Source organism: Polaribacter septentrionalilitoris, assembly GCF_009832745.1.
Classification (GTDB): Bacteria; Bacteroidota; Bacteroidia; order Flavobacteriales; family Flavobacteriaceae; genus Polaribacter; species Polaribacter septentrionalilitoris.
This window is the reverse complement of sequence record NZ_VRMJ01000041.1, coordinates 377,934-398,883: the sequence shown is the minus strand read 5'-3', so window position 1 is coordinate 398,883 and position 20,950 is coordinate 377,934. Positions and strand designations below refer to the sequence as shown.

At 27.0% G+C, this 20,950-nt stretch carries 21 protein-coding genes and 3 tRNA genes; 7 read left to right on the top strand and 17 right to left on the bottom strand.

The window, feature by feature from the left end; all coding sequences use genetic code 11:
* Positions 1 to 9: 9 nt before the first annotated feature.
* Positions 10 to 1,260, top strand: coding sequence for an AAA family ATPase (locus FP421_RS11985; protein ID WP_159950915.1), 1,251 nt, complete (start codon positions 10 to 12; stop codon positions 1,258 to 1,260).
* 14 nt (positions 1,261 to 1,274) lie between these two features.
* Here FP421_RS11985 and FP421_RS11980 read toward each other — a convergent pair whose 3' ends face one another.
* The 9 genes from FP421_RS11980 to FP421_RS11940 form a co-directional block, all read right to left on the bottom strand.
* Positions 1,275 to 1,922 carry an NUMOD1 domain-containing DNA-binding protein gene (locus FP421_RS11980; protein ID WP_159950913.1) on the bottom strand — a complete coding sequence of 216 codons (648 nt, stop codon included), beginning with the start codon at positions 1,920 to 1,922 and terminating at the stop codon, positions 1,275 to 1,277.
* Between the two features lie 113 nt (positions 1,923 to 2,035).
* The gene (locus tag FP421_RS11975; protein WP_159950911.1) at positions 2,036 to 3,151 is read right to left on the bottom strand and encodes a VapE domain-containing protein; all 1,116 of its coding nucleotides are present in this window, start codon (positions 3,149 to 3,151) and stop codon (positions 2,036 to 2,038) included.
* A 573-nt stretch (positions 3,152 to 3,724) separates the two neighbouring features.
* Positions 3,725 to 3,970, bottom strand: a complete 246-nt coding sequence (locus FP421_RS11970) for a hypothetical protein (RefSeq protein WP_159950909.1) — start codon at positions 3,968 to 3,970, stop codon at positions 3,725 to 3,727.
* 44 nt (positions 3,971 to 4,014) lie between these two features.
* On the bottom strand, positions 4,015 to 4,992 hold the full coding sequence (locus tag FP421_RS11965; protein WP_159950907.1) for a DUF3871 family protein: 978 nt from the start codon (positions 4,990 to 4,992) through the stop codon (positions 4,015 to 4,017).
* Positions 4,976 to 5,866, bottom strand: coding sequence for an AAA family ATPase (locus FP421_RS11960; RefSeq protein WP_159950905.1), 891 nt, complete (start codon positions 5,864 to 5,866; stop codon positions 4,976 to 4,978). The genes FP421_RS11965 and FP421_RS11960 overlap by 17 nt, the downstream gene beginning before the upstream one ends.
* A 116-nt stretch (positions 5,867 to 5,982) precedes the next feature.
* The gene (locus FP421_RS11955; RefSeq protein WP_159950903.1) at positions 5,983 to 6,327 is read right to left on the bottom strand and encodes a hypothetical protein; all 345 of its coding nucleotides are present in this window, start codon (positions 6,325 to 6,327) and stop codon (positions 5,983 to 5,985) included.
* A 130-nt stretch (positions 6,328 to 6,457) separates the two neighbouring features.
* Positions 6,458 to 6,979 (bottom strand): hypothetical protein, encoded by a 522-nt coding sequence (locus FP421_RS11950; protein WP_159950901.1) that lies wholly within the window; start codon positions 6,977 to 6,979, stop codon positions 6,458 to 6,460.
* Between the two features lie 3 nt (positions 6,980 to 6,982).
* Positions 6,983 to 7,618 (bottom strand): hypothetical protein, encoded by a 636-nt coding sequence (locus FP421_RS11945; protein ID WP_159950899.1) that lies wholly within the window; start codon positions 7,616 to 7,618, stop codon positions 6,983 to 6,985.
* A 1-nt stretch (position 7,619) separates the two neighbouring features.
* Positions 7,620 to 8,036, bottom strand: coding sequence for a hypothetical protein (locus FP421_RS11940; protein WP_159950897.1), 417 nt, complete (start codon positions 8,034 to 8,036; stop codon positions 7,620 to 7,622).
* Between the two features lie 51 nt (positions 8,037 to 8,087).
* Between FP421_RS11940 and FP421_RS11935 the strand changes: the two genes are divergently transcribed.
* The 4 genes from FP421_RS11935 to FP421_RS11920 all read left to right on the top strand — a co-directional run bounded on the left by FP421_RS11935 (position 8,088) and on the right by FP421_RS11920 (position 11,707).
* Positions 8,088 to 8,348, top strand: a complete 261-nt coding sequence (locus FP421_RS11935; RefSeq protein ID WP_317163334.1) for a helix-turn-helix domain-containing protein — start codon at positions 8,088 to 8,090, stop codon at positions 8,346 to 8,348.
* Positions 8,349 to 8,585: 237 nt separating this feature from the next.
* Entirely contained in the window at positions 8,586 to 9,686 is a 1,101-nt protein-coding gene (locus FP421_RS11930; RefSeq protein ID WP_159950893.1) for a hypothetical protein, read from the top strand.
* 162 nt (positions 9,687 to 9,848) lie between these two features.
* Positions 9,849 to 10,763: a hypothetical protein gene (locus FP421_RS11925; RefSeq protein ID WP_159950891.1), complete on the top strand. Its 915-nt coding sequence runs from the start codon at positions 9,849 to 9,851 to the stop codon at positions 10,761 to 10,763.
* A gap of 170 nt (positions 10,764 to 10,933) precedes the next feature.
* Positions 10,934 to 11,707 carry a TIR domain-containing protein gene (locus tag FP421_RS11920; protein ID WP_159950889.1) on the top strand — a complete coding sequence of 258 codons (774 nt, stop codon included), beginning with the start codon at positions 10,934 to 10,936 and terminating at the stop codon, positions 11,705 to 11,707.
* A gap of 179 nt (positions 11,708 to 11,886) precedes the next feature.
* On the opposite strand, the gene dinB is transcribed toward FP421_RS11920, so the two are convergent.
* Both dinB and FP421_RS11910 read right to left on the bottom strand, forming a co-directional pair.
* On the bottom strand, positions 11,887 to 13,101 hold the full coding sequence (gene dinB, locus FP421_RS11915) for a DNA polymerase IV (RefSeq protein WP_159950887.1): 1,215 nt from the start codon (positions 13,099 to 13,101) through the stop codon (positions 11,887 to 11,889).
* Complete coding sequence (locus FP421_RS11910; RefSeq protein WP_159950885.1) at positions 13,101 to 16,094, bottom strand: DNA polymerase III subunit alpha; 2,994 nt, start codon at positions 16,092 to 16,094, stop codon at positions 13,101 to 13,103. The genes dinB and FP421_RS11910 overlap by 1 nt, the downstream gene beginning before the upstream one ends.
* A 52-nt stretch (positions 16,095 to 16,146) precedes the next feature.
* Here FP421_RS11910 and FP421_RS11905 point away from each other — a divergent pair, with 52 nt between their 5' ends.
* A complete protein-coding gene (locus FP421_RS11905; RefSeq protein ID WP_159950883.1) occupies positions 16,147 to 16,917 on the top strand; it encodes an XRE family transcriptional regulator in 771 nt (256 codons plus the stop codon).
* On the opposite strand, the gene FP421_RS11900 is transcribed toward FP421_RS11905, so the two are convergent.
* Both FP421_RS11900 and FP421_RS11895 read right to left on the bottom strand, forming a co-directional pair.
* Positions 16,914 to 17,618, bottom strand: a complete 705-nt coding sequence (locus FP421_RS11900) for an SOS response-associated peptidase (RefSeq protein ID WP_159950881.1) — start codon at positions 17,616 to 17,618, stop codon at positions 16,914 to 16,916. The genes FP421_RS11905 and FP421_RS11900 overlap by 4 nt on opposite strands.
* Positions 17,619 to 17,643: 25 nt before the next feature.
* Positions 17,644 to 18,756: an HNH endonuclease gene (locus FP421_RS11895; protein WP_159950879.1), complete on the bottom strand. Its 1,113-nt coding sequence runs from the start codon at positions 18,754 to 18,756 to the stop codon at positions 17,644 to 17,646.
* Positions 18,757 to 18,943: 187 nt separating this feature from the next.
* Here FP421_RS11895 and FP421_RS15130 point away from each other — a divergent pair, with 187 nt between their 5' ends.
* Positions 18,944 to 19,066, top strand: a complete 123-nt coding sequence (locus FP421_RS15130) for an HNH endonuclease signature motif containing protein (protein ID WP_201288840.1) — start codon at positions 18,944 to 18,946, stop codon at positions 19,064 to 19,066.
* 151 nt (positions 19,067 to 19,217) lie between these two features.
* On the opposite strand, the gene FP421_RS11885 is transcribed toward FP421_RS15130, so the two are convergent.
* From FP421_RS11885 to FP421_RS11870, 4 genes are all read right to left on the bottom strand, one after another.
* Complete coding sequence (locus FP421_RS11885; RefSeq protein ID WP_159950877.1) at positions 19,218 to 20,429, bottom strand: site-specific integrase; 1,212 nt, start codon at positions 20,427 to 20,429, stop codon at positions 19,218 to 19,220.
* A 176-nt stretch (positions 20,430 to 20,605) separates the two neighbouring features.
* A tRNA-Arg gene (locus FP421_RS11880) sits at positions 20,606 to 20,679 on the bottom strand.
* Positions 20,680 to 20,707: 28 nt separating this feature from the next.
* A tRNA-Pro gene (locus FP421_RS11875) sits at positions 20,708 to 20,782 on the bottom strand.
* Between the two features lie 42 nt (positions 20,783 to 20,824).
* Positions 20,825 to 20,907, bottom strand: a tRNA-Ser gene (locus tag FP421_RS11870).
* Positions 20,908 to 20,950: the final 43 nt, after the last annotated feature.

The window sequence follows — 20,950 nt, the reverse complement described above, 5'->3', positions numbered from 1 at the left end:
TATTTTATTATGACTAAAAAGATAAAAGAGATTAACCTTGGGGATATTCCAGAAGATTTTGATTGGAATGATATTGACGATATAGTATTTACATCTGCTAGACCACCAAAGGGTATGGAAGAAATTACTCAAAGGATTAATAATTCTCATATAGAATCAGAGAATTTAGGTCATATAGGTCCGCCAGATGAATTAAAGAGTGTTACTTCTAAAATCAATAAAGAATACGCTAAAAATGATTTATTTATTGAAAGAATAAAGAATAATAAGGAATCAACTACACAAAAAAATGTTATTTTATTAAATGAAAAATACAGTGTTGAAGATGATAAAGATTTATATAATGCATTTGAGTTGTTTAACCTAAATATTAAAGAAGTCCCAAAACTTGTAGAGCCTTTTTTCCAACAAGTTGGTCTTGCTTCATTAGTTGGAACATCTGATGCAGGGAAATCAACATTTTTAAGACAATTGGCGCTTTCTATTGTATTACAAAAAGAAAATTTTTTAGATTTCAAATTAAATATTACTCATGGTAAGGTAATTTATGTTAGTACAGAGGATGGAGTTCATAGTATTGGAAATTCAATAAAAAAACAAATAGCAAGTATAAAAAAAGACAAGGAAGAATTAAGCCTTCTAAAGAACTTAAAATTTATATTTGATACAGATAAGTTATATTTAAAATTAACTAAGCTACTATCAAAAGAACCAGCAGATTTAATAGTTATTGACGCTTTTACTGATGTATTTACTAAAGAATTAAATTCTAATACTCAAGTAAGAAGTTTTCTAAATCATTATGATAATCTTGCAAAAAAGAATAATTGTTTAATTATTTTTTTACACCATACAGGAAAAAGAACTCAACATAATTCTCCAACTAAAGACAGTATTTTAGGTTCTCAAGGTTTTGAAGCTAAAATGAGGTCAGTAGTTGAATTAAAACCAAATAAAAAGAATTCTCAACAAAAGGACTTATGGATATTAAAATCAAATTTTCTAGAAGCATCTGAAAAGAAAAAATCTTACTTGCTTAATTTTTCAAGTGATATGGTATTTTCAAATTCTGGTAATAGAGGTTCAACCAGTATAAAAGCTAAATCTAATAATATTGAACTTTTAAATAAAGTTTTAGAATTACATAAACAAGGCAAATCTTATAGAAAAATTGAGGAAGAATTAAAGGGAACTAAACTTGAAGTTAGTAAATCTGTGGCAAATGAATTAGTAAAACAACATAAAAAAGGAGGTAATTAAACCTCCTATTGTTTTTAGATATATTTCCATATGTAATTTCCACATAATTTCCTTTCTCCTCTGCATACTTTAGCTATTCCAGATTTATTACAACTTGTTTTTTTTGAAGCTTCTGAAACTGATATAAACTCATCAATTAATTTACCATCTAAAGAATATTGTTGCACTCCTTTTTTTCTTTTGTCTTTAATAGGTTCAAAATATTCTTTAAACTCATAACTCCAATAAAAGCCATGTGAAGCTTTATTTACACTTAAACAAACTTTGGATAAGGATTGCTTACTTAATCCAATTACAGCACCTGCATCTGTCAAATTAGAGTGTTTATCTACTAACTTACCTGTTAAGATATCGAATTGAAATACTGCTTTCTTAATCTCTCCACCACCAGACATATTGTACCCTACTTCTTTTGAATTATATTTAATAATATATTCTTTTTCTTTTTTTGCCAACTCATCTATTGTGGTAGCTTCATCAATCTGTTCCCATTTAAAAGCATCTAATCCATAAGTTGCTATTGCATTCTGAAATGAATAATTCTTGCCTTTCTTTGATTTTTTTATATGGTCTTTTTTTCTTTCTTCAATGGATTTGGTTGTTAATCCAATATAGACTTTTTTTTTTTCTTTATTTACTACTTTATAAATTAATCCTTTCATATTCAAACTTCATTTAGGCAAGGTGGGTAGGTAAATATTTCAACTTTTAAATATTAATTATATACTTATAAATAAAATTATTACTTACCTAACCTGCCTTTCTTACCTTTTTTTTAATTCTTAACTAATATAAACTTCTTTAGACCTTTTCTTTTAGTAGAAGTAAACCCCTTCGCTTTTAATAGTTTACCTATGCTTACTACATTAATGTTTATATAAGCGGATGCATTTTTTTTCAAATATTCTATTACTTCAGTTGCATTCATAAATACTCTTGATTCCTCATCATTAAATTTTGGTGTAGAAAAATATTTATCTATATATTCTTCTTCAATTGAAGTTTGTTTATACTTTTCATTATTTAATTCAATTCTACCTATATCTTCTTTATCAAAATAGTGTTTAAAGTTTGTTTTATACAAAAACATTACTTGCGCATATAATTGCTTATAATTTATCTTCAAATTATAAGCAATATCTTTGGATTCAAACACTAAAAACCTCCTATTACCGGTTACATCCATTAATATTTGATTATGATTTGAACTCCCTACAAATGAAGCTCTTCTTATATAGTTTTCTGAAAAATACCCATATGCTCTTCTTTCTGTTATTTTATCTTTTGTAATCAACTCTTTGTAAGCCTCTACTTGAGCCTTACTATAAGAAGCTAATTCATCAATGTTTATTAAGATTTTTTCAGAAAGTAAGATATTTGAATCTTTATTACCTGGTTTAATATTACCAGAATACCCATATTCTCTTAATTCATTGGGTATTAAATTCATTAACCATGTTGTTTTACCAGAACCTTGTTTTCCTGTTAAAATAAGGACTGAATGATTTACTTCGCTTTCATTGATTGCACAAGCTACAAAAGCAACCAACCACTTCTTAAATGCCCATTTAAAAAGCTCATCATCAGTTGTTTTAACAGTTGAAGCTAATTGTTCAATGTAATCAATTGTTTTATCCCACTCAGGAAGATTTTCAAAATAATCTTTGAAAGGATTATAAATTTTAACATAATCAGATTCTAAAAGGCATTTTAAGCCTTGAACTGATGCTTTTATTTCATTGTTATTTAATTGTCTTACAATTGAATTGAATTTATAAGTTTTAAGCAAATTAAAATTTCCCACATCATTTTTTTCTTTATAATAGGTTCTGCTTAATATTTCATTGTACTTAAATTCATAATTTCTATTTAAAAAATTTTCTATATTCATTATTCTTTCTCTTTTTTACTTTTAATAATACCCTCCTTTTCATTTCATCCATCCCTTGAGCCAAGAGTTTATTGCATAAGACCATTTCTCATAAAATAGCCATTTTGGAATATTCAAATCTTTATTGCTAAACCATAATTCTAATTCTATTGACCTCTTCTAACAATAGTTTTTAATTAATTTTGATTGGGAAGAGTTTATCTATAAAACAAAAAAACCATACAGAATGTATGGTTTATAGAATAATTAACAGAATCTTTTTTTTTAACTTGTTCTTTATATATTTTAATGATTTTTTCTGATATTTTTTTTATAATCTACTAATTAATGATATCCAACCATTAATATTTGATGCAAATATACAAAAAAATATTGACATATCCTAATTTTTTTAACATTATTTTATAATTATTTTAATTATATATGTGTTTTTGATAATAATATCGCAATAAATATGTTCCTAATGTTAATTTATTGCAATATTAATATACTAGTCTCTTTTCAGTGGTATTTTTTTATAGCTGATACCGTCTCAAAAACTCCAAAAGGATAAAAATTCAGCACAACAGCCTTCTAAAGAATTACAAAATGATGACAATAATAAGCTTGATTTTTAATGATGTAGGCAGATTGCAATTCTCGAGTAATTTTAACCTTTGTAACTAAAACAATTTCATCTTTTACTAACCCTCCTATATTATACTTCGCTTTTACCTTAAAAGGACACTTTAGCTTTATGATCCTATCATTTTTATTTACGATATAAAGTTCATTAGAAGAGCTATACCTCATTAAATCTGCAATTTCATCATCATTCATTATTAGTGTAATTTTTATATTGAATTCTACAAATAGCTATAATATTAATGTGATAGATACCAATTTGGAACTCTATTCTCTATTGAATTCCTTATGTTTTGTATAAACTCGTAAGCATTTACATTTCGTTCAAAATTATTATCTATATAAGAACTCTTATTAGCTCCTGTAAAAAGATTGTAAACATTCCAAAGGTTTATTAGATTATCTGACCTCCTAAAGTTTTCATCACTGAAATAATCTTTTACTACAGCACCTATTTGTGAATCTGTCAGTTGCAATGGAAACTTACCTTTCTTCTCAGTTTTAGAAAGAAAATGATACATTCTCATTTTACCTACTAAATGAGCAAACTGCTTTTCAGTCAGAGAAAAATTACTTAATTTTTCCATATTTTCAAGATGATTTTCTTGACTATAATTTTTAATTAGATTTTGAATTGCTTCTTTTAACTCTTGAATACTGCTAACTCTAATTTCAGAGTTTAAGCCATCTGTAGCAATACATAAATTTGTACATACAGTATTTTTAAATCCAATAAAAACTTTAAATTTTTCAATAGATTTTTTAGAAAATAAGTTTTCTTGATTATATGCTCTAACTCCTCCAATTGACAAATTTAAAATCTGATTATTTACTACAATTTGTTTGTTTGGCACTTCCATCATAAAAGCCATACGTTCATAATAAGTAGTTTTCTCATGCTCTAATAGCTCTTTTACAGGTTTACCAATAGCTGAGGGAATTCTACCCTTAATTTGATGAGAAACCCTAATAGATGGCTCTATTAACCCTCCATTAAATACAGATTCTGCAATTTCTTTAGTTGCATCTATAAATTCAAAATGAGATAAGGTAGTTTCGTTATCTTTTGCAAAAACAGGGATAATACATTCTTTTTTTAAATGTTCTAAACTTACTTTTTTTGTGTTTGCTTCTATAAATCTACTTGATGATTTATGCACTATTGTATTAGTGTCTTGGACGATATCTTCTATTTGATGATTAGCTATTAATTCCATTTTCTGATGTTTTATTAGGTTGAATAATTTCTTTTTGTTCTACTAACATTGATTTCACTTTCTCAATTTCTTGTTTACGACTTAAAATTGTTGAGTTCAATTCTTTTTTTAGTCCAGAATATTTTTGATATAAATGTCTCAATCCTTCAACAGTTGTGCATTTAGCTATCTCTTTTTTAGCATCATCAATTGACACACCTTGATTACACCAATCAATTAACATTCTACCAACTCCTTTAGTAATTACAATCTCAGGTTTATCCATAAAAAGACCTGTTCTGTCTTTAGTTGCTTTTGCTAAATGATTTTCATTGATAATTTCAAAATCAACTGTCAACTCATAACTAAAACCTTCTCTAGTGATGTCTTTTAAACCGTGTTTAACAACCCTTGTTTTACCATTAGAATCTCTATCCATAGAATAGTCCATTTTCTTTCTAACTGTGGTTATAATATGGCAATTAGATTGTAAAATGGCATCTATAAAAGAAGTATGTCTTGGAGTAATTTTAGCCCAGTCTTGGAATCTTCCACCTAATTTTTCGTGTATTTGTAGACACCCACCTTTTCCATTCCATTCGTGGCTTATGCTATCAATTATAATAACTTCCATTTGTTTCTCTTCACAAAGTTTAATTGCTTCTATATATCTTTCTGGAGAATAGGGATGATTTAAAGAAACCACATTAAAATCTCCTAGATGAGAGTATAAAGACGCACTATTATTTTCTGTATCAATAACAGCTGTTTTAGTCCAATCTTCTGTTATTCCATAGGCTAGTAATAAAGCTGAATAAGTTTTACCAAATCCTGATGCTCCAGACAATCCTAATCTCAATTTCACTTGGTGTCTTTGTGCTTTTTGTAATTGCATAATTTTAAATATTATTGTTTATAATTAAATTTTGTGAGTTCATCTCACTAAAAAAAAGACACAAAAAAAGAGTCTATATTTCTATAGACTCTTAATTTATATCTGGTTAGAAGTTGTTAAAAAACCTCTTCTTTTTTTACAAGGCTCTCTTGTATAATTGCCTCTTCTTCACTAATATACTCATTTCTCTCCGATAGCGTGATAATTTCTCCAGTATCAGGAACTGCATAATCATAAGGTTCAACAGTTACTTTTTTAATTATCCCAGGTAATTCTGAACCTATCAAACTTTCACAAACTTCCTCACTAAAAGTACAAGGAACTCTTGCTGTTTTTGCTGTTAAATACATTCTACCAGTTTGTTTGCTTTTTATAGCTTCTACTCCTGCTTGTACCTTTAAAGTACAAAATTCTGTCCCATCTTCTTTTTGATAGGTTGTGAAATCTACAATTTTAACCATAGTCTTCTAAATTTTAAGATTAATATTAATGTGGGAGTATCCCAAAACCCAAAATGAGCGGGGGTTGATATGTATGTTACATCACTCTTGCATCAAAAAAAGTTGTAGAAAATTTTAAAAAAAATTTTTTTTAACCTATAATTAGTTGACCTACTTTTACATTTGTTGATTTACAACTAATACAAAACAAAGGCTTTTTAGAAGTTATACATTTATGTGAACAGGTTTTATCTGCTAAATTTTCATATATCATTCCACACTCCTGACATTGACAAGGTCTATTTGATTCAGTTCTCAAATTAGTTAGAAATGACTCTGTTTCAAATCCACAATCAAAGCATTCTATTGTAGACGCACCTTGTAGATTATTAAAATATAATAACTCTCCCACCTCTATTTTTGAAATGTTAGATTGACTTTTATTTACATAAAAACATATATTAGGGTCTTTCTTTACTAAAGTTTGCAATTCTTCATCTGTAAACTTTTCAGTTTTGTAAACTCCTTTTTGGCAATAATTGCAATTCCCAATAATATTTTTATTTCCATCTTTTTTTAAATCTTCCTCGGTAATATTGTATTTACAAGTTAACTTTTTTATAAAAACTCCACTATCTGTATTAATTGACCTAGTTTTTAAGTTAATTTTCATAGTTTAATTATTGTTAAAATCATTTTGTACTTTCAGACCTTTTTCAATTGATTCTAAAAAAGCATTTTCATTAATACCTATATTTTTTAATACAGAATAAGTAATAGAAAGTTCTTTTTCATTAGGTTTTCCATCACAAATAATTAAATTCCAAATACTTAAATTCAAAATATCTTTTTCAGAATTAGATATAGTAGATAAATTTTTAATTAATTTCTCCATACCACCTTCATAATCAAAATATTCCATACATTCTTCTAACGAAACTTTACATAAATGACAAAGTTTAGTTATAATTTCAGCTTCTTGATAATTCACTTCTCCATCTGAAAGTCCTACTAAATTATGAAAATTTACAATAGACTTTCTTTGATTGATTGTCAAGTTTTTAAAAATTATTGGTTTCATCTTATTTTCTTCTTTATTAACAATATCAAATTCATCATCTATATGCATATTAGGAAAGGCCAATTTCCGCATAAATTCTCTTTCATTGTTTTCATTAATTTCTTTTTTTATCCTTATAAATTCAGCTTCTTTTTTTTTATTTAAGATTTGTTCTAATGTTTGTTTTTGTGAATTTTCCCACAAAAACCTGATATAAAAAAAGACAATAATAAATATTACTATGTATATCATTTTAGTTTATAGTTAAAAAGATTGATATTATAATTAAAAATGAAATGAAAACAGCAGAGCAACCACTTTTAGCTTTAGTATAACCTTTTAAAAAAGATTGATATTCCTCACTGTCCATATGATTATCGGTTAGTTCTGCTAAAACTTTAACCCACTCTTGCACTGATAAATCAGTAGAAATACATTTTGAAGAATCTTTCCTAATAGTTTTAAATCCCTGAACAGTCACTACTGAAAACTGTATGCACTGGTTATTAATCGTATCAAGTTCATAATATGTAAACCCTTTCTTATTAAAGGGGAGTATTCTCATATAACTTACTTTATCTTTAGTAGATAATTGAACACTATAATTATCACCAGTTAAATAGCTTTCTATTACTGGTTTAAAATTTGCGAATTTTTCTATTAATTTCATAGTTTAAAAATTTTTGTATAAATATAATACTTATAACGCATATATGCTTTAATGAATTGTTTAAGGTTTGTTCATTTTTACTTTGTGATAAAAGTCAAGAATAAAAAATTTATGAGGGCATTTGGTAATAACCTTAAAATGCTTCGTAATTCTGCTAACCTTTCTCAGGAAGATTTAGCAAATGACTGTGACATATCTATATCACAAATTGGTAGAATAGAAAGAGGAGAAATTAATACAACAATATCTACCTTATATGTTTTAGCAAAAGCATTAAATATTGAAGTTAAAGATTTATTTGATTTTAAATAACTATATTTGAGTAGAAAGAAATTTCTTTTTCTTTTTCATAGCAATTTACTCCACCTCTCTATAGAAGTGGAGTTTTTGTTTTATAAAAACATACGAATATTAAAAATCAATTTCTTTATTAACTTAAAAATTGTTTTATCTGGAAAAATAAAACCAAAAAACAATATATTTGATTTGATATAACCAATTGCCCATAATAAAAAAAAACTTTTCTCCATTCAATAACTCTTGAATTAAATGAAAGAAAACCATCAATTCTTTAAATCTGATACTAAATATTATCCATTCGTTAAAATACCGAATGATATTCTTGAACGAATTAATAAGGGGTTTTCTAAAGAAGAAATTCGTTACAGAATGGGATTAAATTATCCAGTTGTAACATATATAAAAGAACCTAATAAACCAAGCCAAACACGTTTAGTTGAAAAAGAAAAGATTAATATTAAAGGTAATGGCTGTATGTTAATTATGGCTTCTCCAGGATTAATTTTTTTAGGTATTATTATTTTTTCATCTATTGGCAAAGAAGGAAATGCTTTATTCGTTCTAATAATGATTATAGTTTTAATAGTTTTCCTAAGAAGTTTCGGAGTTAAAATTGAAAACACCAAGTATGAAGTCAAGGAAACTGTGCCTGAAAATGAATATTCTAATTTGTTAACTAAGTATGAGGAAGAGTATGAATTAATCTCTAAAAAAAACGAAAAGAATAGGAAGGAAAGGGATCTTAGAATCAAAGAAATTGATTTTATTATTGAAAAAAATTTCCATTCATATACTGAAAAATTATACCATGAAGAATTAAAATCATTTTGTGAATCAAAAAAACTAAACTTTGTAGGAAAGAAAGGAAAAACAGAAATCTTTTTCTTACAATTTTTAATTGAAAAGTTTAAAAATCAAATAAATGTTGACTTAACAGTTAAAAATAATAAGTATAAACCTGATTTTGTTTTCATTTGTGAGAAATCAGGATTTCACATTGATATTGAGATTGACGAACCTTATAATTCAAGTAATGGTCTTCCAATTCACATTGATAGAATTTCAGAAGAACTAAGGAATGATTATTTTAATGATTTAAATTGGGGAGTTATTAGATTTAGTGAGTGTCAAATTGCACAACACCCTAATTTATGTGTTGAATTAATAGAAAATATTATTAATTCAATTAGAAACAAAATGGATTACTATTATTGTAAATTACCTACTGTAGACTTTTGGACATATGAAGAGGCTTTAATTATGGCAAATAACAATTATAGAAATTCATATCTACCTAACCAATTAAGAATTAGGAATACAAATTTTAATAATAATGAATTACCTTTTTAGGAATAAATACTATGGGCAACACCGTAAAAAATTAATTGCTTGTTTTCTGCACAGTTACGAAAATTCTCGCGGATTTTCTTTGTCAGTAATTATTTAGTAACTTTATTACTGAACCCAGCAACTAACCTTGTACAAACACGTTGTTCGTAAGCTTGAAACAAAATGCTAGAATATTTAAAATTTTTAATTTCTAATTTAAAATCTTTTGACAAAAGATTAAAAAACATTGCTTTCTTTCAAGGAAAAACTTGGATGAGAATTTCATCAAATGAATTCAATGAGAAATGGTTTTTTAGAAATAACGGATTACTAACAATTTCTCGAGATGGAAATATTATTGACGGAAAATATGAATTCCTAAATGATTACTTGATTATTGAATTTTTAAATAATAAAATACTTCTAAATAAAAGTTCAATTTATAATGAAATTCTTTTATTGAAAAAAGACTCTAATGATTCTGAATTGTTTGCTTTCTATGATAATTCAAAGTTTTCACCGCAAAACTTTTTAAAACATCTAGAATTTTCAAGAAAAAATGATTTAAATATTAAGCAATTAAAACTTGTGGATAACTCTAAAGTCGAAATTATAAGAAAACCTAAGCAAAAAGGAATAATTAGAGGAAATACTGTTCTAATTAACGGTCAAGTTCCTATCCAAGAATATATTGAAACAAAGTTTAATTATTACAATTTAAATGATGGTGTAATTTCAAAAATTTTTTATAAGAGAAAATATAAAATATTTGACAACGAGATTATAATTAAGCAAAAGAGCAAGGAGTTAAGCGTTGATGATACTATTATATCATCCAAACGAAAAATTTCAAATGGATTTCACAAAATCAAATTTATTTATGGAATTAATGTAAAAAATAACATCATTACAAAAGTATATTATATCTCATATTTAAAAACATTACTAAAAAAGACAAAAATAGAAATTTGGAAAAAAACTTCAGATGAATACTTAATTGGAGATTTAGTAAGAGAAAGAGATAAATTTGTTAACAATGGTAAATATTGGATAGGTTTATTTGAAATTATTAAAGTTACAAATGGAAAAATATCTTGAAATTACCTACGTGTAACAATGTACATAAAAAAACAGCTTCATTAAGTAAAATTGAATGTTTCTAAACCTAAAAAATATTAATTTTAAACATCGGAAAAAAGCGTTATAAAAAATCCTATTTTCATTTACTAAACCGTTGGGAAAAATAAAAAAAAGCACAAAAATTAACTATGATTATTAAAGAAATACAATTATTATCAGAAGGTCTTTGGGAAAGTGTGAAAACTGACTTAGAATTTTTCTCTTCAATTCAAACATTTGTAAGAAAACTTGCTGAATTTAATTTTAATGAATTAGATTCAGAATCATTACAGGAACTAAAATTTTATTCTGTTAAAATTAATGATTTTTTTGAAAGATATCGTTCTTCTGATGGTTTTTACATTCCACCAAACCAAACATCTTCTAATGACCAAACTGTTTTACAAATTTTTGAATTAATCAATAAATTAAGAAGTTTATCTAATTCAGAATTACAAAAAGAGCAAGAAAGAATAAAATTAAAAACGAAAACAAAAACAAAAGGAAGTGGACAAATTTTTATTGGACACGGAAGAAGTCAACTTTGGGCTAGACTTCAGGTATTCCTGAAAGATGAATTAGAACTTAATACATTATCATTTGAAAGTGAAACTCGAACAAGTGAATCTATAATAAATGTTTTACAAGAATTCTTAGATAAATCTTCTTTTGCTATTCTAGTTCTAACAGCGGAAGATGGAACAGCAGATGGAAAGTCAAGAGCAAGACAAAATGTTATACACGAAGCTGGTTTATTTCAAGGAAGATTAGGTTTTGATAAAGTAATAATTCTCAAACAAGAAGGAATAGAGGGGTTTTCAAATATTGCTGGTTTACAATATATACCATTTAATAACAATAATATTGAACAAACTTTTTATGAACTACAGAGAAAATTTAAAAAATTAGGATTGATAAAATAACTTTCCCCAATAACGTACAAAATTATTTGCTTTCTTTTATTCAACTTACGAAAATCCTTTCGTATTTTCTTTTCTGTTTGTATTTACTAAATTAGTTACTGAGACAACCTAAAGAAACAGAGCTTTAAAATAGTTTTTTTATCATTACAGCTTCTCTTAAAATTAGACTAATAAGTCTTTTATCTCCTCCTATTAGCTAACAAAGGTGGAGGTTCTCCATTGAAAGGGTTCCACCTTGAAATACTTTTTGCTTCCATACCAACAGCTCTAATTACTGCTCTATCACCAAACTTTTCCCTCATTTTATCCATTGCTTGATAAAGGTTTAAAATTTTATCCTCATCATCAAATAAATCAATTTGAAAACCTCCTTCTACTAAATGTGAAAATTTTACACCAATCAACCTTACTAACATTCTTCTGTTATACAGTTTTTTATATAATTCTTTTATAAGTGGAATGATTTTATGGTCAGCAGATGTGTACGGAATCTTTTTTTGTACTGTATATGTTTGAAAATCTGAGTACCTAATTTTAAAAGCAACACAACCTGTTAGTTTATTTCCTCTTCTTAATTGATAGACTAAATTTTCTGTAATTGCAACAATAATTCCTTCAAGTTTGTTTACATCTATTGTATCCTTATCAAAGGTTCTTTCTGTTGAAATAGATTTTCTTTCTTGATATTTTACAACAGGGCTATTGTCTATTCCATTAGCTTTTTTCCATATAGAAACTCCATTCTTTTTAAAAACTTTTGCCATCATTTCTATTGGCATTTCTTGAACCGTTTTAATTTGTTTAATTCCTAAATCACACAAAGCTCTATAAGTAACTTCTCCAACCATTGGTATTTTCCTAACTGATAAAGGGGATAAAAATGGCTTCTCTGTTCCTTTAATTACTTTAATTTCATTATTTGGTTTTGCTTCACCTGTAGCAATTTTAGATACAGTTTTGTTAACAGACAATCCAAAAGAAATGGGCAATCCTGTTTCTCTAATAATTTTTTGTCTTAACTCACTTGCTAATTGATGGCAACCAAAGAATTTATCCATTCCTGTTAAATCAATATAAAATTCGTCTACAGATGATTTTTCATATAATGGCACTGTATCTTTTATTACATCAGTTACTAAATTTGAATACTTAGAATAGATTCCAGAATTACCTCTTAATACTATTGCTTCTGGACATAGTTGTTTAGCCATTTTCATTGGCATTGCAGAATGAATCCCAAATGTTCTTGCTTCATAACTACAGGATGCAACTACACCTCTATCGGAAGTTCCTCCTATTAAAATAGGTTTTCCTTTTAATTTGCTATCCAATAATCTTTCACAAGACACAAAAAATGTATCTAAATCCATATGTACAATAGACCTATCTTGCATTATGCTGTTTTTTTATTTTTTAGAATTCTACCTTTTTGACTGTCAGCATATCTTGGGTCCTCTATTATAGGTAATCTCTCCATAATTTGAGTTTCAATACTTATACAATCAAACTCAACAACAACTTTACCCGTTATTCTATAGATTCCTCTACCTCTAAAAGGATATTTTTCAACTACAGGAGGAAAGTTTACAACATCTATAAAAAAGCCATCATAATCGACAAAATTCCCAAAGTACATTGTTTTACCATTGCTAGTTTTTACTCTTCTTGAAGTCACTAAATAACCATCAATAGTTACATTTTTCCCAACTAATTTTTTTAAATGATTTGCTCTTAAAGGATGTATAAAATTATCAACCAACAAATCAAAGGGATTACATATTGGATAACCTAAAAGTTCTATTTGGTCAAAAGCATCTTCAAGCTTTGTAGAAGGTAAATTAGGCGTTTTATAATTTAGTTTTATAGATTCAAATAGTGTTAGTTTATTAGTATCAAAAGTTACTTTATTAATCTTCATATTCGCTTCCCATAATAACTCTCTCTTGTTTCTTTTTGTATATCTAAATGCATCAATTTTTATTAGAATATTAATTTGTTCTATTGAAATTGATACTCTGTTGATAAAATCATCTAAACTTTTAAAAGTTCCTTTTTTATTACGTTCTTTAATCAGTTCTTTCCCTGTTTTAGATTCAAAGGATTGTAAAAACATAAAACCAATAAATATCTCTTTTCCATAAATAACTGCTTGTGTAAAGCTTCTATTAATACAGGGAGGTTGTATGATTGCTCCATCCATTCTTGCTTCGTGGACATAAACTTCTGTTCTATAAAACCCTCCATAATTGTTAATGGTAGCCACCATATACTCTAAAGGATAGTAAGCTTTTAAAAACAAACTCTGATAACTTTCAACAGCATAAGATGCAGAATGACCTTTTGCAAAAGCATAACCTGCAAAACTTTCTATTTGTCTCCAGATTTCAGCAGACAAATTATCTGGTTTGCCTGATTTTTTGCAATTATCAAAAAACTGTTGTTTTACTTTTTCAAACTCTGACCTGCTCCTAAATTTACCAGACATTCCTCTTCTAAGCATATCTGCTTCACCAAGTGTTAATCCTCCAAAATAATGCGCTACTTTAATTACATCTTCTTGATACACCATAACACCATAAGTTTCTGGCATAATATCATATAAAATGGGATGGGCTTCTTTTCTCTTCTCAGGAAATCTATGTCTTTGTATATATGTTCTCATCATTCCAGACTGAGAAACTCCTGGTCTAATAACAGAACTTGCAGCAACTAAACCTAAATATGTGTCTACTTGTAATTTAGTCATTAGCATACGCATTGCAGGAGATTCCACATAAAAACAACCTATTGCTTTGGCAGTTCTTAATAGGTTTTTAATTTTCCCATCTTCTTTAAATCTTTTAATATCGTGTATATCTAATTCTTTTGCTTTTTCTGGTTGATTGTAATTAATTATCTCTACAGCTTCTTTTATTTTACCTAATCCCCTCTGACTTAAAATATCAAACTTGTACAACCCAACATCTTCAGCAATTACCATATCAAATTGTGTGGTTGAAAAACCTTTAGGAGGCATAAAAGTTGCCACATACTGATGGATTGGCTTTTCTGAGATTAAAATACCTCCTGCATGTATTCCTAAATAATTTGGAAAGCCTTGAATATATTTACTGTATATCAAAACTAACTTTGATAGTTTGTCCAAATTATCATATTTAAATTTATTAGCTGATAACTTGTCTATTTCGTGTTTGGGCAGACCAAAAACTTTCCCTAATTCTCTTACAGATGCTCTATGTTTAAAAGTATTATATACAGATATTAAAGCTGTATTTTTAAATCTATTAAATATAAAATGAGTAATATCATCTCTATCTCTCCAAGAGAAATCTAAATCAAAATCTGGAGGATTTGTACGATATAAATTAATAAAGCGTTCAAAATATAAATCTAGCTCTATAGGGTCTACATCTGTTATTCTTAGCAGATAGGCAATAATACTATTTGCTCCACTACCTCTCCCTACATAATAATAGTTCTTACTTCTAGCGTATTTTAAAATTTTCCAATTGATTAAAAAATAGGATACAAAATTTTTCTCCTTAATAATTTTTAACTCCTTTTCTATTCTTTGGAATATCTTTTTTGTAGGTGTCTCATATCTATATTGCAGCCCATCAAAAGTTAGCTTTTTTAATAATTTAAAATCTAAATCTTCATTGTTTGTGTAACACTTTTGATTATTTGGTACGTTATCAGAGAAATCAAAATCACAATTACATTGTTTTAGTATTTCTTCTGTGTTATTTATGATGAGAGGAAACTCACTAAATTTTTCTTTGATAATTTTAGTAGCAATAGCTACATCAAATTCAGAGCCTTGTTCTTTTTTAGAAAGTTTACTTAATAACGTATTGTTATCAATAGCTCTTAATAACCTATGTGTATTAAACCCTTTTTTATTTTGATATGTAACTGTTTGTAGAATTACAAGCTTTTCTTGTTTATGAGTCCATTTTGAAAATCTTAACTTACCAATATCTTGTATTCTAACACCTAAAAATTCATTTGATTCTAATTCTCTGTTATTATAAGAATGAAAAGGATAAATTACTACAGTATTTTCTATCTCCTTTGCTTTATTAGGAATAATAAAATTTTCTTTATGCAAAAAAGTAGAGAGATATGAATTGATGTTTTTAAAACCTAGATTGTTTTTAGCAAGCATTATAAACTTTTGCTGTGCATTATTTCTAAAATCTACACCTAAAACAACCTTTAAATTAACCTTTTTAGCCATTCTAAAGACATCTAATGACATTGTTGTAGCATTTATATCTGTTAGAGAAAAGACACTTACATTCATTGATTTCATCAATAAAATCAAGTCTTTAGGAGCTATTACCCCATATCTTAAACTATAATATGAATGTGTATTTAAAAACATTTTACAAAATTATCTATATTTTGTAGTATTTCTTGCTTAATTTTGTAGTATTATGAAATATATTTCCAAAAACATTCGTCATTTAAGAAAATTAAGGCGTTTAACTCAGGAACAATTAGCTGATAAATTAGGTATTCACAGGTCTAGAATTGGCTCTTATGAAGAGGCTCGAAGCGAACCTTCAATTGAAACATTAATTGGATTTTCTAATTATTTTAATTTACCTGTAGACATTTTAATTAGAAAAGATTTAACGTATTCAGATGAATACTCACATATTGATGTAGGAAACCAAAGAGTATTATTTCCAATAATGGTTAATGAAGAAAATGAAAACCTAATAGAGATAGTTCCTATTGAAGCATCTGCTGGTTATTTAAATGGTTATGATGACCCTGAATATATTGAACAACTTCAACGATTTAAGCTTCCATTTCTACCTACAGGTAAACATAGAGCTTTTCCAATCAAAGGTGATTCTATGTTGCCAACACCTAATGGAGCATTTGTAGTTTGTGAATTTGTAGAGGATATTAATAATTTAAAAAATGGTACTGCCTGTATATTAGTAAGTAGAAATGATGGAATTACATACAAAAGAATAACCAAACAAGTAAAAAACAACTCACTTTTATTAACACCAGACAATAAAGAATTCAAACCATACGAACTCCCTTTGGAAGAAATTCTAGAAATTTGGGAGTATAAATGCACTATAAACAATCAAGATATTGATAAAAGAAATTTAAACTTAAATGGAGTTTTAAATCTATTTAACGAATTAAAAATTGAATTAGAAAGAATTCAGAAAGTTGTTGGTTAAAAAAGTGTATTCAATTCAGGATAATGAAACGGTTTAATTATATCTTCTCTATCACTTTTTACTCTACTATTTGTTACATCTTTTGATACTGTATACGCCTCAAGTGTTGATTTTGTAAAACACACTTTCATTAATTCTTTTATATGATTTTCTTTTAAAGTTTCATTTAACCACTCTTTTTCAAATGTTTCATCTAAAATTATTGGCATTCTTTTTTTAGAGTTATGAATCTCACTCATAAATTCATTTGCTTTAGTCGTTAATATTGAACAAGATAAAACTCCATCATCATGAAAATTGTATATCCCAGCAAAAGCAAATAAACTCCTCTTTTCTAAACTAATATAATGTGGATATTTCTTACTATTTACATGTTTACTCTCAAAAAACCCGTCAGCTACGACTAAGCATCTTCTGTTTAGTATCGGTTCCCTGTAAAGAGGACTATCTAAGACTGTTTCAGATTTGGCGTTCAAAGTATTTAACTTAAAGTTATCTTTAGAAAAATAATCTGTTGGCTTTAATCCCCATGTAGCACCATCAATAATATGACTTTCCTCCATAGGAATAATGTAGCAAATCTCCTGACTAAAACCATTTAAATGATAAAAAGGTTCATACAACCCATAATCTTCAAAATTAGCATCAAATCTATCTTCAATTTCTATTTGAGGTTTAGTTAAGGAAATATGGTAACACATAATTAAATTTTTAAAATTATTTATTTTAACTAAAATACTCTTGAACGTCTATTTCTAAATCTTTTTTAATTTCTTCTATATCAAAATAACTCAAGTTTTCTATAAATTTTCTATATTTTTCTCTTTCTTCTTGTTCTAAGTAATTATCTGAATAATAAAATTGATTTATTCGAAAACTAAAAATTGAATTATGAATACTATCCCCATTACAGGCAAAACAAATACCATTTTGTACATGTGAGTATTGACTAATATACCCTATACCTCCACATCTATAACATTTTTTTTTATATGTATCAACTTCTATAAGTTTATCATATATGTCATAAAACCCAACCTTATGTTGAACCATTTCATAAATTACAATTTCCTCATTTTGATGTCTGTTTTTGTGACATTCATTACATAGCGAAACTAATGCATTTGGCTGATACTCCCATGGAAACCTATTTTTAATATAGTATCTATGATGCACTGAATGGCTTGTACCATAAGAACCACAATCCTTACAAGTAAAATTATCTCTAAATAAAATTTTTAACCTCATGTACTTCCATTCAAAGCAATTTAATAAATCTAAATACTTAACATCAGAATCTGAACTTTTCGATATAATAAGTTCTTCTACACTCATATGCTTATCTAATTCCAAAGTTTTTTCATTTTTCCATCTTGTTATTTGTGGTAAAAAATCACCAAAAACATTTTTTAACAATTTTAAATCTCTATTTTCTTTTGTGTTTTCTTTTTTTGCGTAAAATTTTATATTTTTTATTATTGGTTTAATTGAATTATTTTCCACATCACATCCTTTTAACATAAATATTAAACGTTTAAAAAGAAATTCCAATGTAACTTGATTGAACTCACTATCTTCAAAAAATTCATTTGAGAAAAAACTTATTGTATTTTTATTTGCCTTTTCTTCAAGTAATTGTATTAACTCCAATTTTGTTCTCATTAAATCAAGTTGTAAATTAATACCATCTAATGGTGATGATAAAGGTTCGAAATTTAGTTTTGAGATATAGGAAGTATCAACTTTGGGTTGTGGCTCTTCTTCATCAAATATTAATCTTTTTAAACCATAAATAATTAGAAAAAATAATATTATCCCGAGAAAAATTAAAAAATTCATAGCTTCAATAATTTTTATGAAATTTAAAAAAAATTAATTAATTTAAAAATTCTATAAATTATTCTTTGTGTAGAGTGGTTTTTATTGAATTTTAAATTCTTTTTATATAAAAAAACAATTCCTAAAATTTATAATTATAGTTGTTGTATTTCTGAAATGAAAAATAGAATCCTCTTCAAACGCTCATATGATTGATGCATGTCATATAGTACCTTTTAGTATTTCTAATGATGATACAATTCCAATTGGAATTTCACTATCTCCAAACTTATATAGAGCATTTGACAGAGGATTAATAACCATTAATTAAGATTATATTGTTAGGGTCTCTGAAGCTATTACTGAAAACAATTTAGTCTTTTCTTTATCTCAATTTAATGGTAAAAAAATAACTCTACCAGAAAAACCTTCTTGGCTTCCATCTGGTGAATAACTTCAATGGCATAACAAAGAAATCTTTATTATTTAGTATCTTTTTTTACATTTAATTTTTTATTCAAATTTATTATTTCTTTACTAACTTTAGACTGAACAATCTTCCCATAATGTGATTGCGTAATATTCATATTAGAATGACCTAATAATTCTGAAACAATTTCCATTGGTACATTATTAAATAGAAGTACAGTTGTAGCAAAAGTTTTTCTTGCTGTATGATGAGTTAACTTTTTATCAATTCCAATTAGTTCTGAAATCTCCTTTAAGTAAGAGTTAAACTTCTGATTACTTATAGTTGGTAATTTATTGTTATACTTATCTAAAATTTCTTTAGCTTTTGGTAAAACTGGAATAGATATTTTCTTATTAGTTTTCTTCCTAATCATCTGAATCCATTCTTTATCATCAAAACCAATTTCAATATTATTACTTGTCAAAGTTGACATTTCAGTATATGCTAATCCAGTATAACAGCAGAATATAAATAAATCCTTTACTTGCTGTAATCTCTTTTGACTAAAATTATGTTGCTCTAACCTCTTTAACTCTTTATCGGTTAAGTATATAATTACAGTTTTAAACTTCTTGTTTTTATAAAAATGGAAAGGGTCTTTTTTTAAATAGTTTTCAGAGATAGCAAATTGAATTATTTTTTTTACTCTCTGGATACTCCTATAAACTGTAGCTTGCTTTAAATTTAATTCTGTTTTGAAAAAGTATTCTAAATCTTGAATAAACTTCAAATCCAAATCTTTCAATCTAATATCTTTCTTTTTGTAGAATTTAGTAATAAACAGAGCCACTTTCCTCCTGCTTTCAACATATCTACTCCAAGATAATTGATTAAAATCTATTCCTATTAATTTTTTAGTCTTTTCATTATGTAAATCATAAGCTCCTAAAATCGTAATTTCTTCTTTGGAATCTTCTCCTTTATACTTTCTATATATATCATCTACATCAAAGTCATTTGGTAGAATTTGAAGCATTAAAAAAGCCTTATCTATCTGTTGATGAATAAGGCTTAACTTGTTGTTTAAAATGTTGTTTTCTTTACTATCTGGTAAAGCTTTCTGTTTACTACTGCTCCAATAATCTGGATTGATAAATATACCTGTAGAGAATTCCTTCCTACTTTTTAAAAATGTAATTCTACACTTTATAGGACATTGTCCTTTCTTATTAATTTTAACTTTTTGCAATACAAATAGTATTGATAATTTGTAATTATTCATAGTTTTTGTTTTTTTAAAAGTGGGTACCTTTTCTAAAAAGTGGGTACCTAATAGTTACCCTTTAATTAAAGGTTTAGTTTATTATGAAGTTAATCTTGAAAATAACATGAAGTACTCTAAACCCTTACAAAACCTATAAAAAACAAAAAACCTTACTATTTCTAGTAAGGTTTATGTGAGCCCTGAAGGATTCGAACCTTCGACCGCCTCCTTAGAAGGGAGGTGCTCTATCCAGCTGAGCTAAGAGCCCGTAGTTTTCTGTTGCTACGACAACAATGTCGGGGTGGCAGGATTCGAACCTGCGACCTCCTCGTCCCAAACGAGGCGCGATGACCGGGCTACGCTACACCCCGAAATAAAATGTAAACTTGAGCTTACATTTTATTGCAATTTTGCGGAGAGACAGGGACTCGAACCCTGGCGACCAAAAAGGTCGACAGATTAGCAATCTGCTGCATTACCACTCTGCCACCTCTCCCAATTTTTTAAACTGTAAAGCTTAAAACTGAAATTGCGAGTGC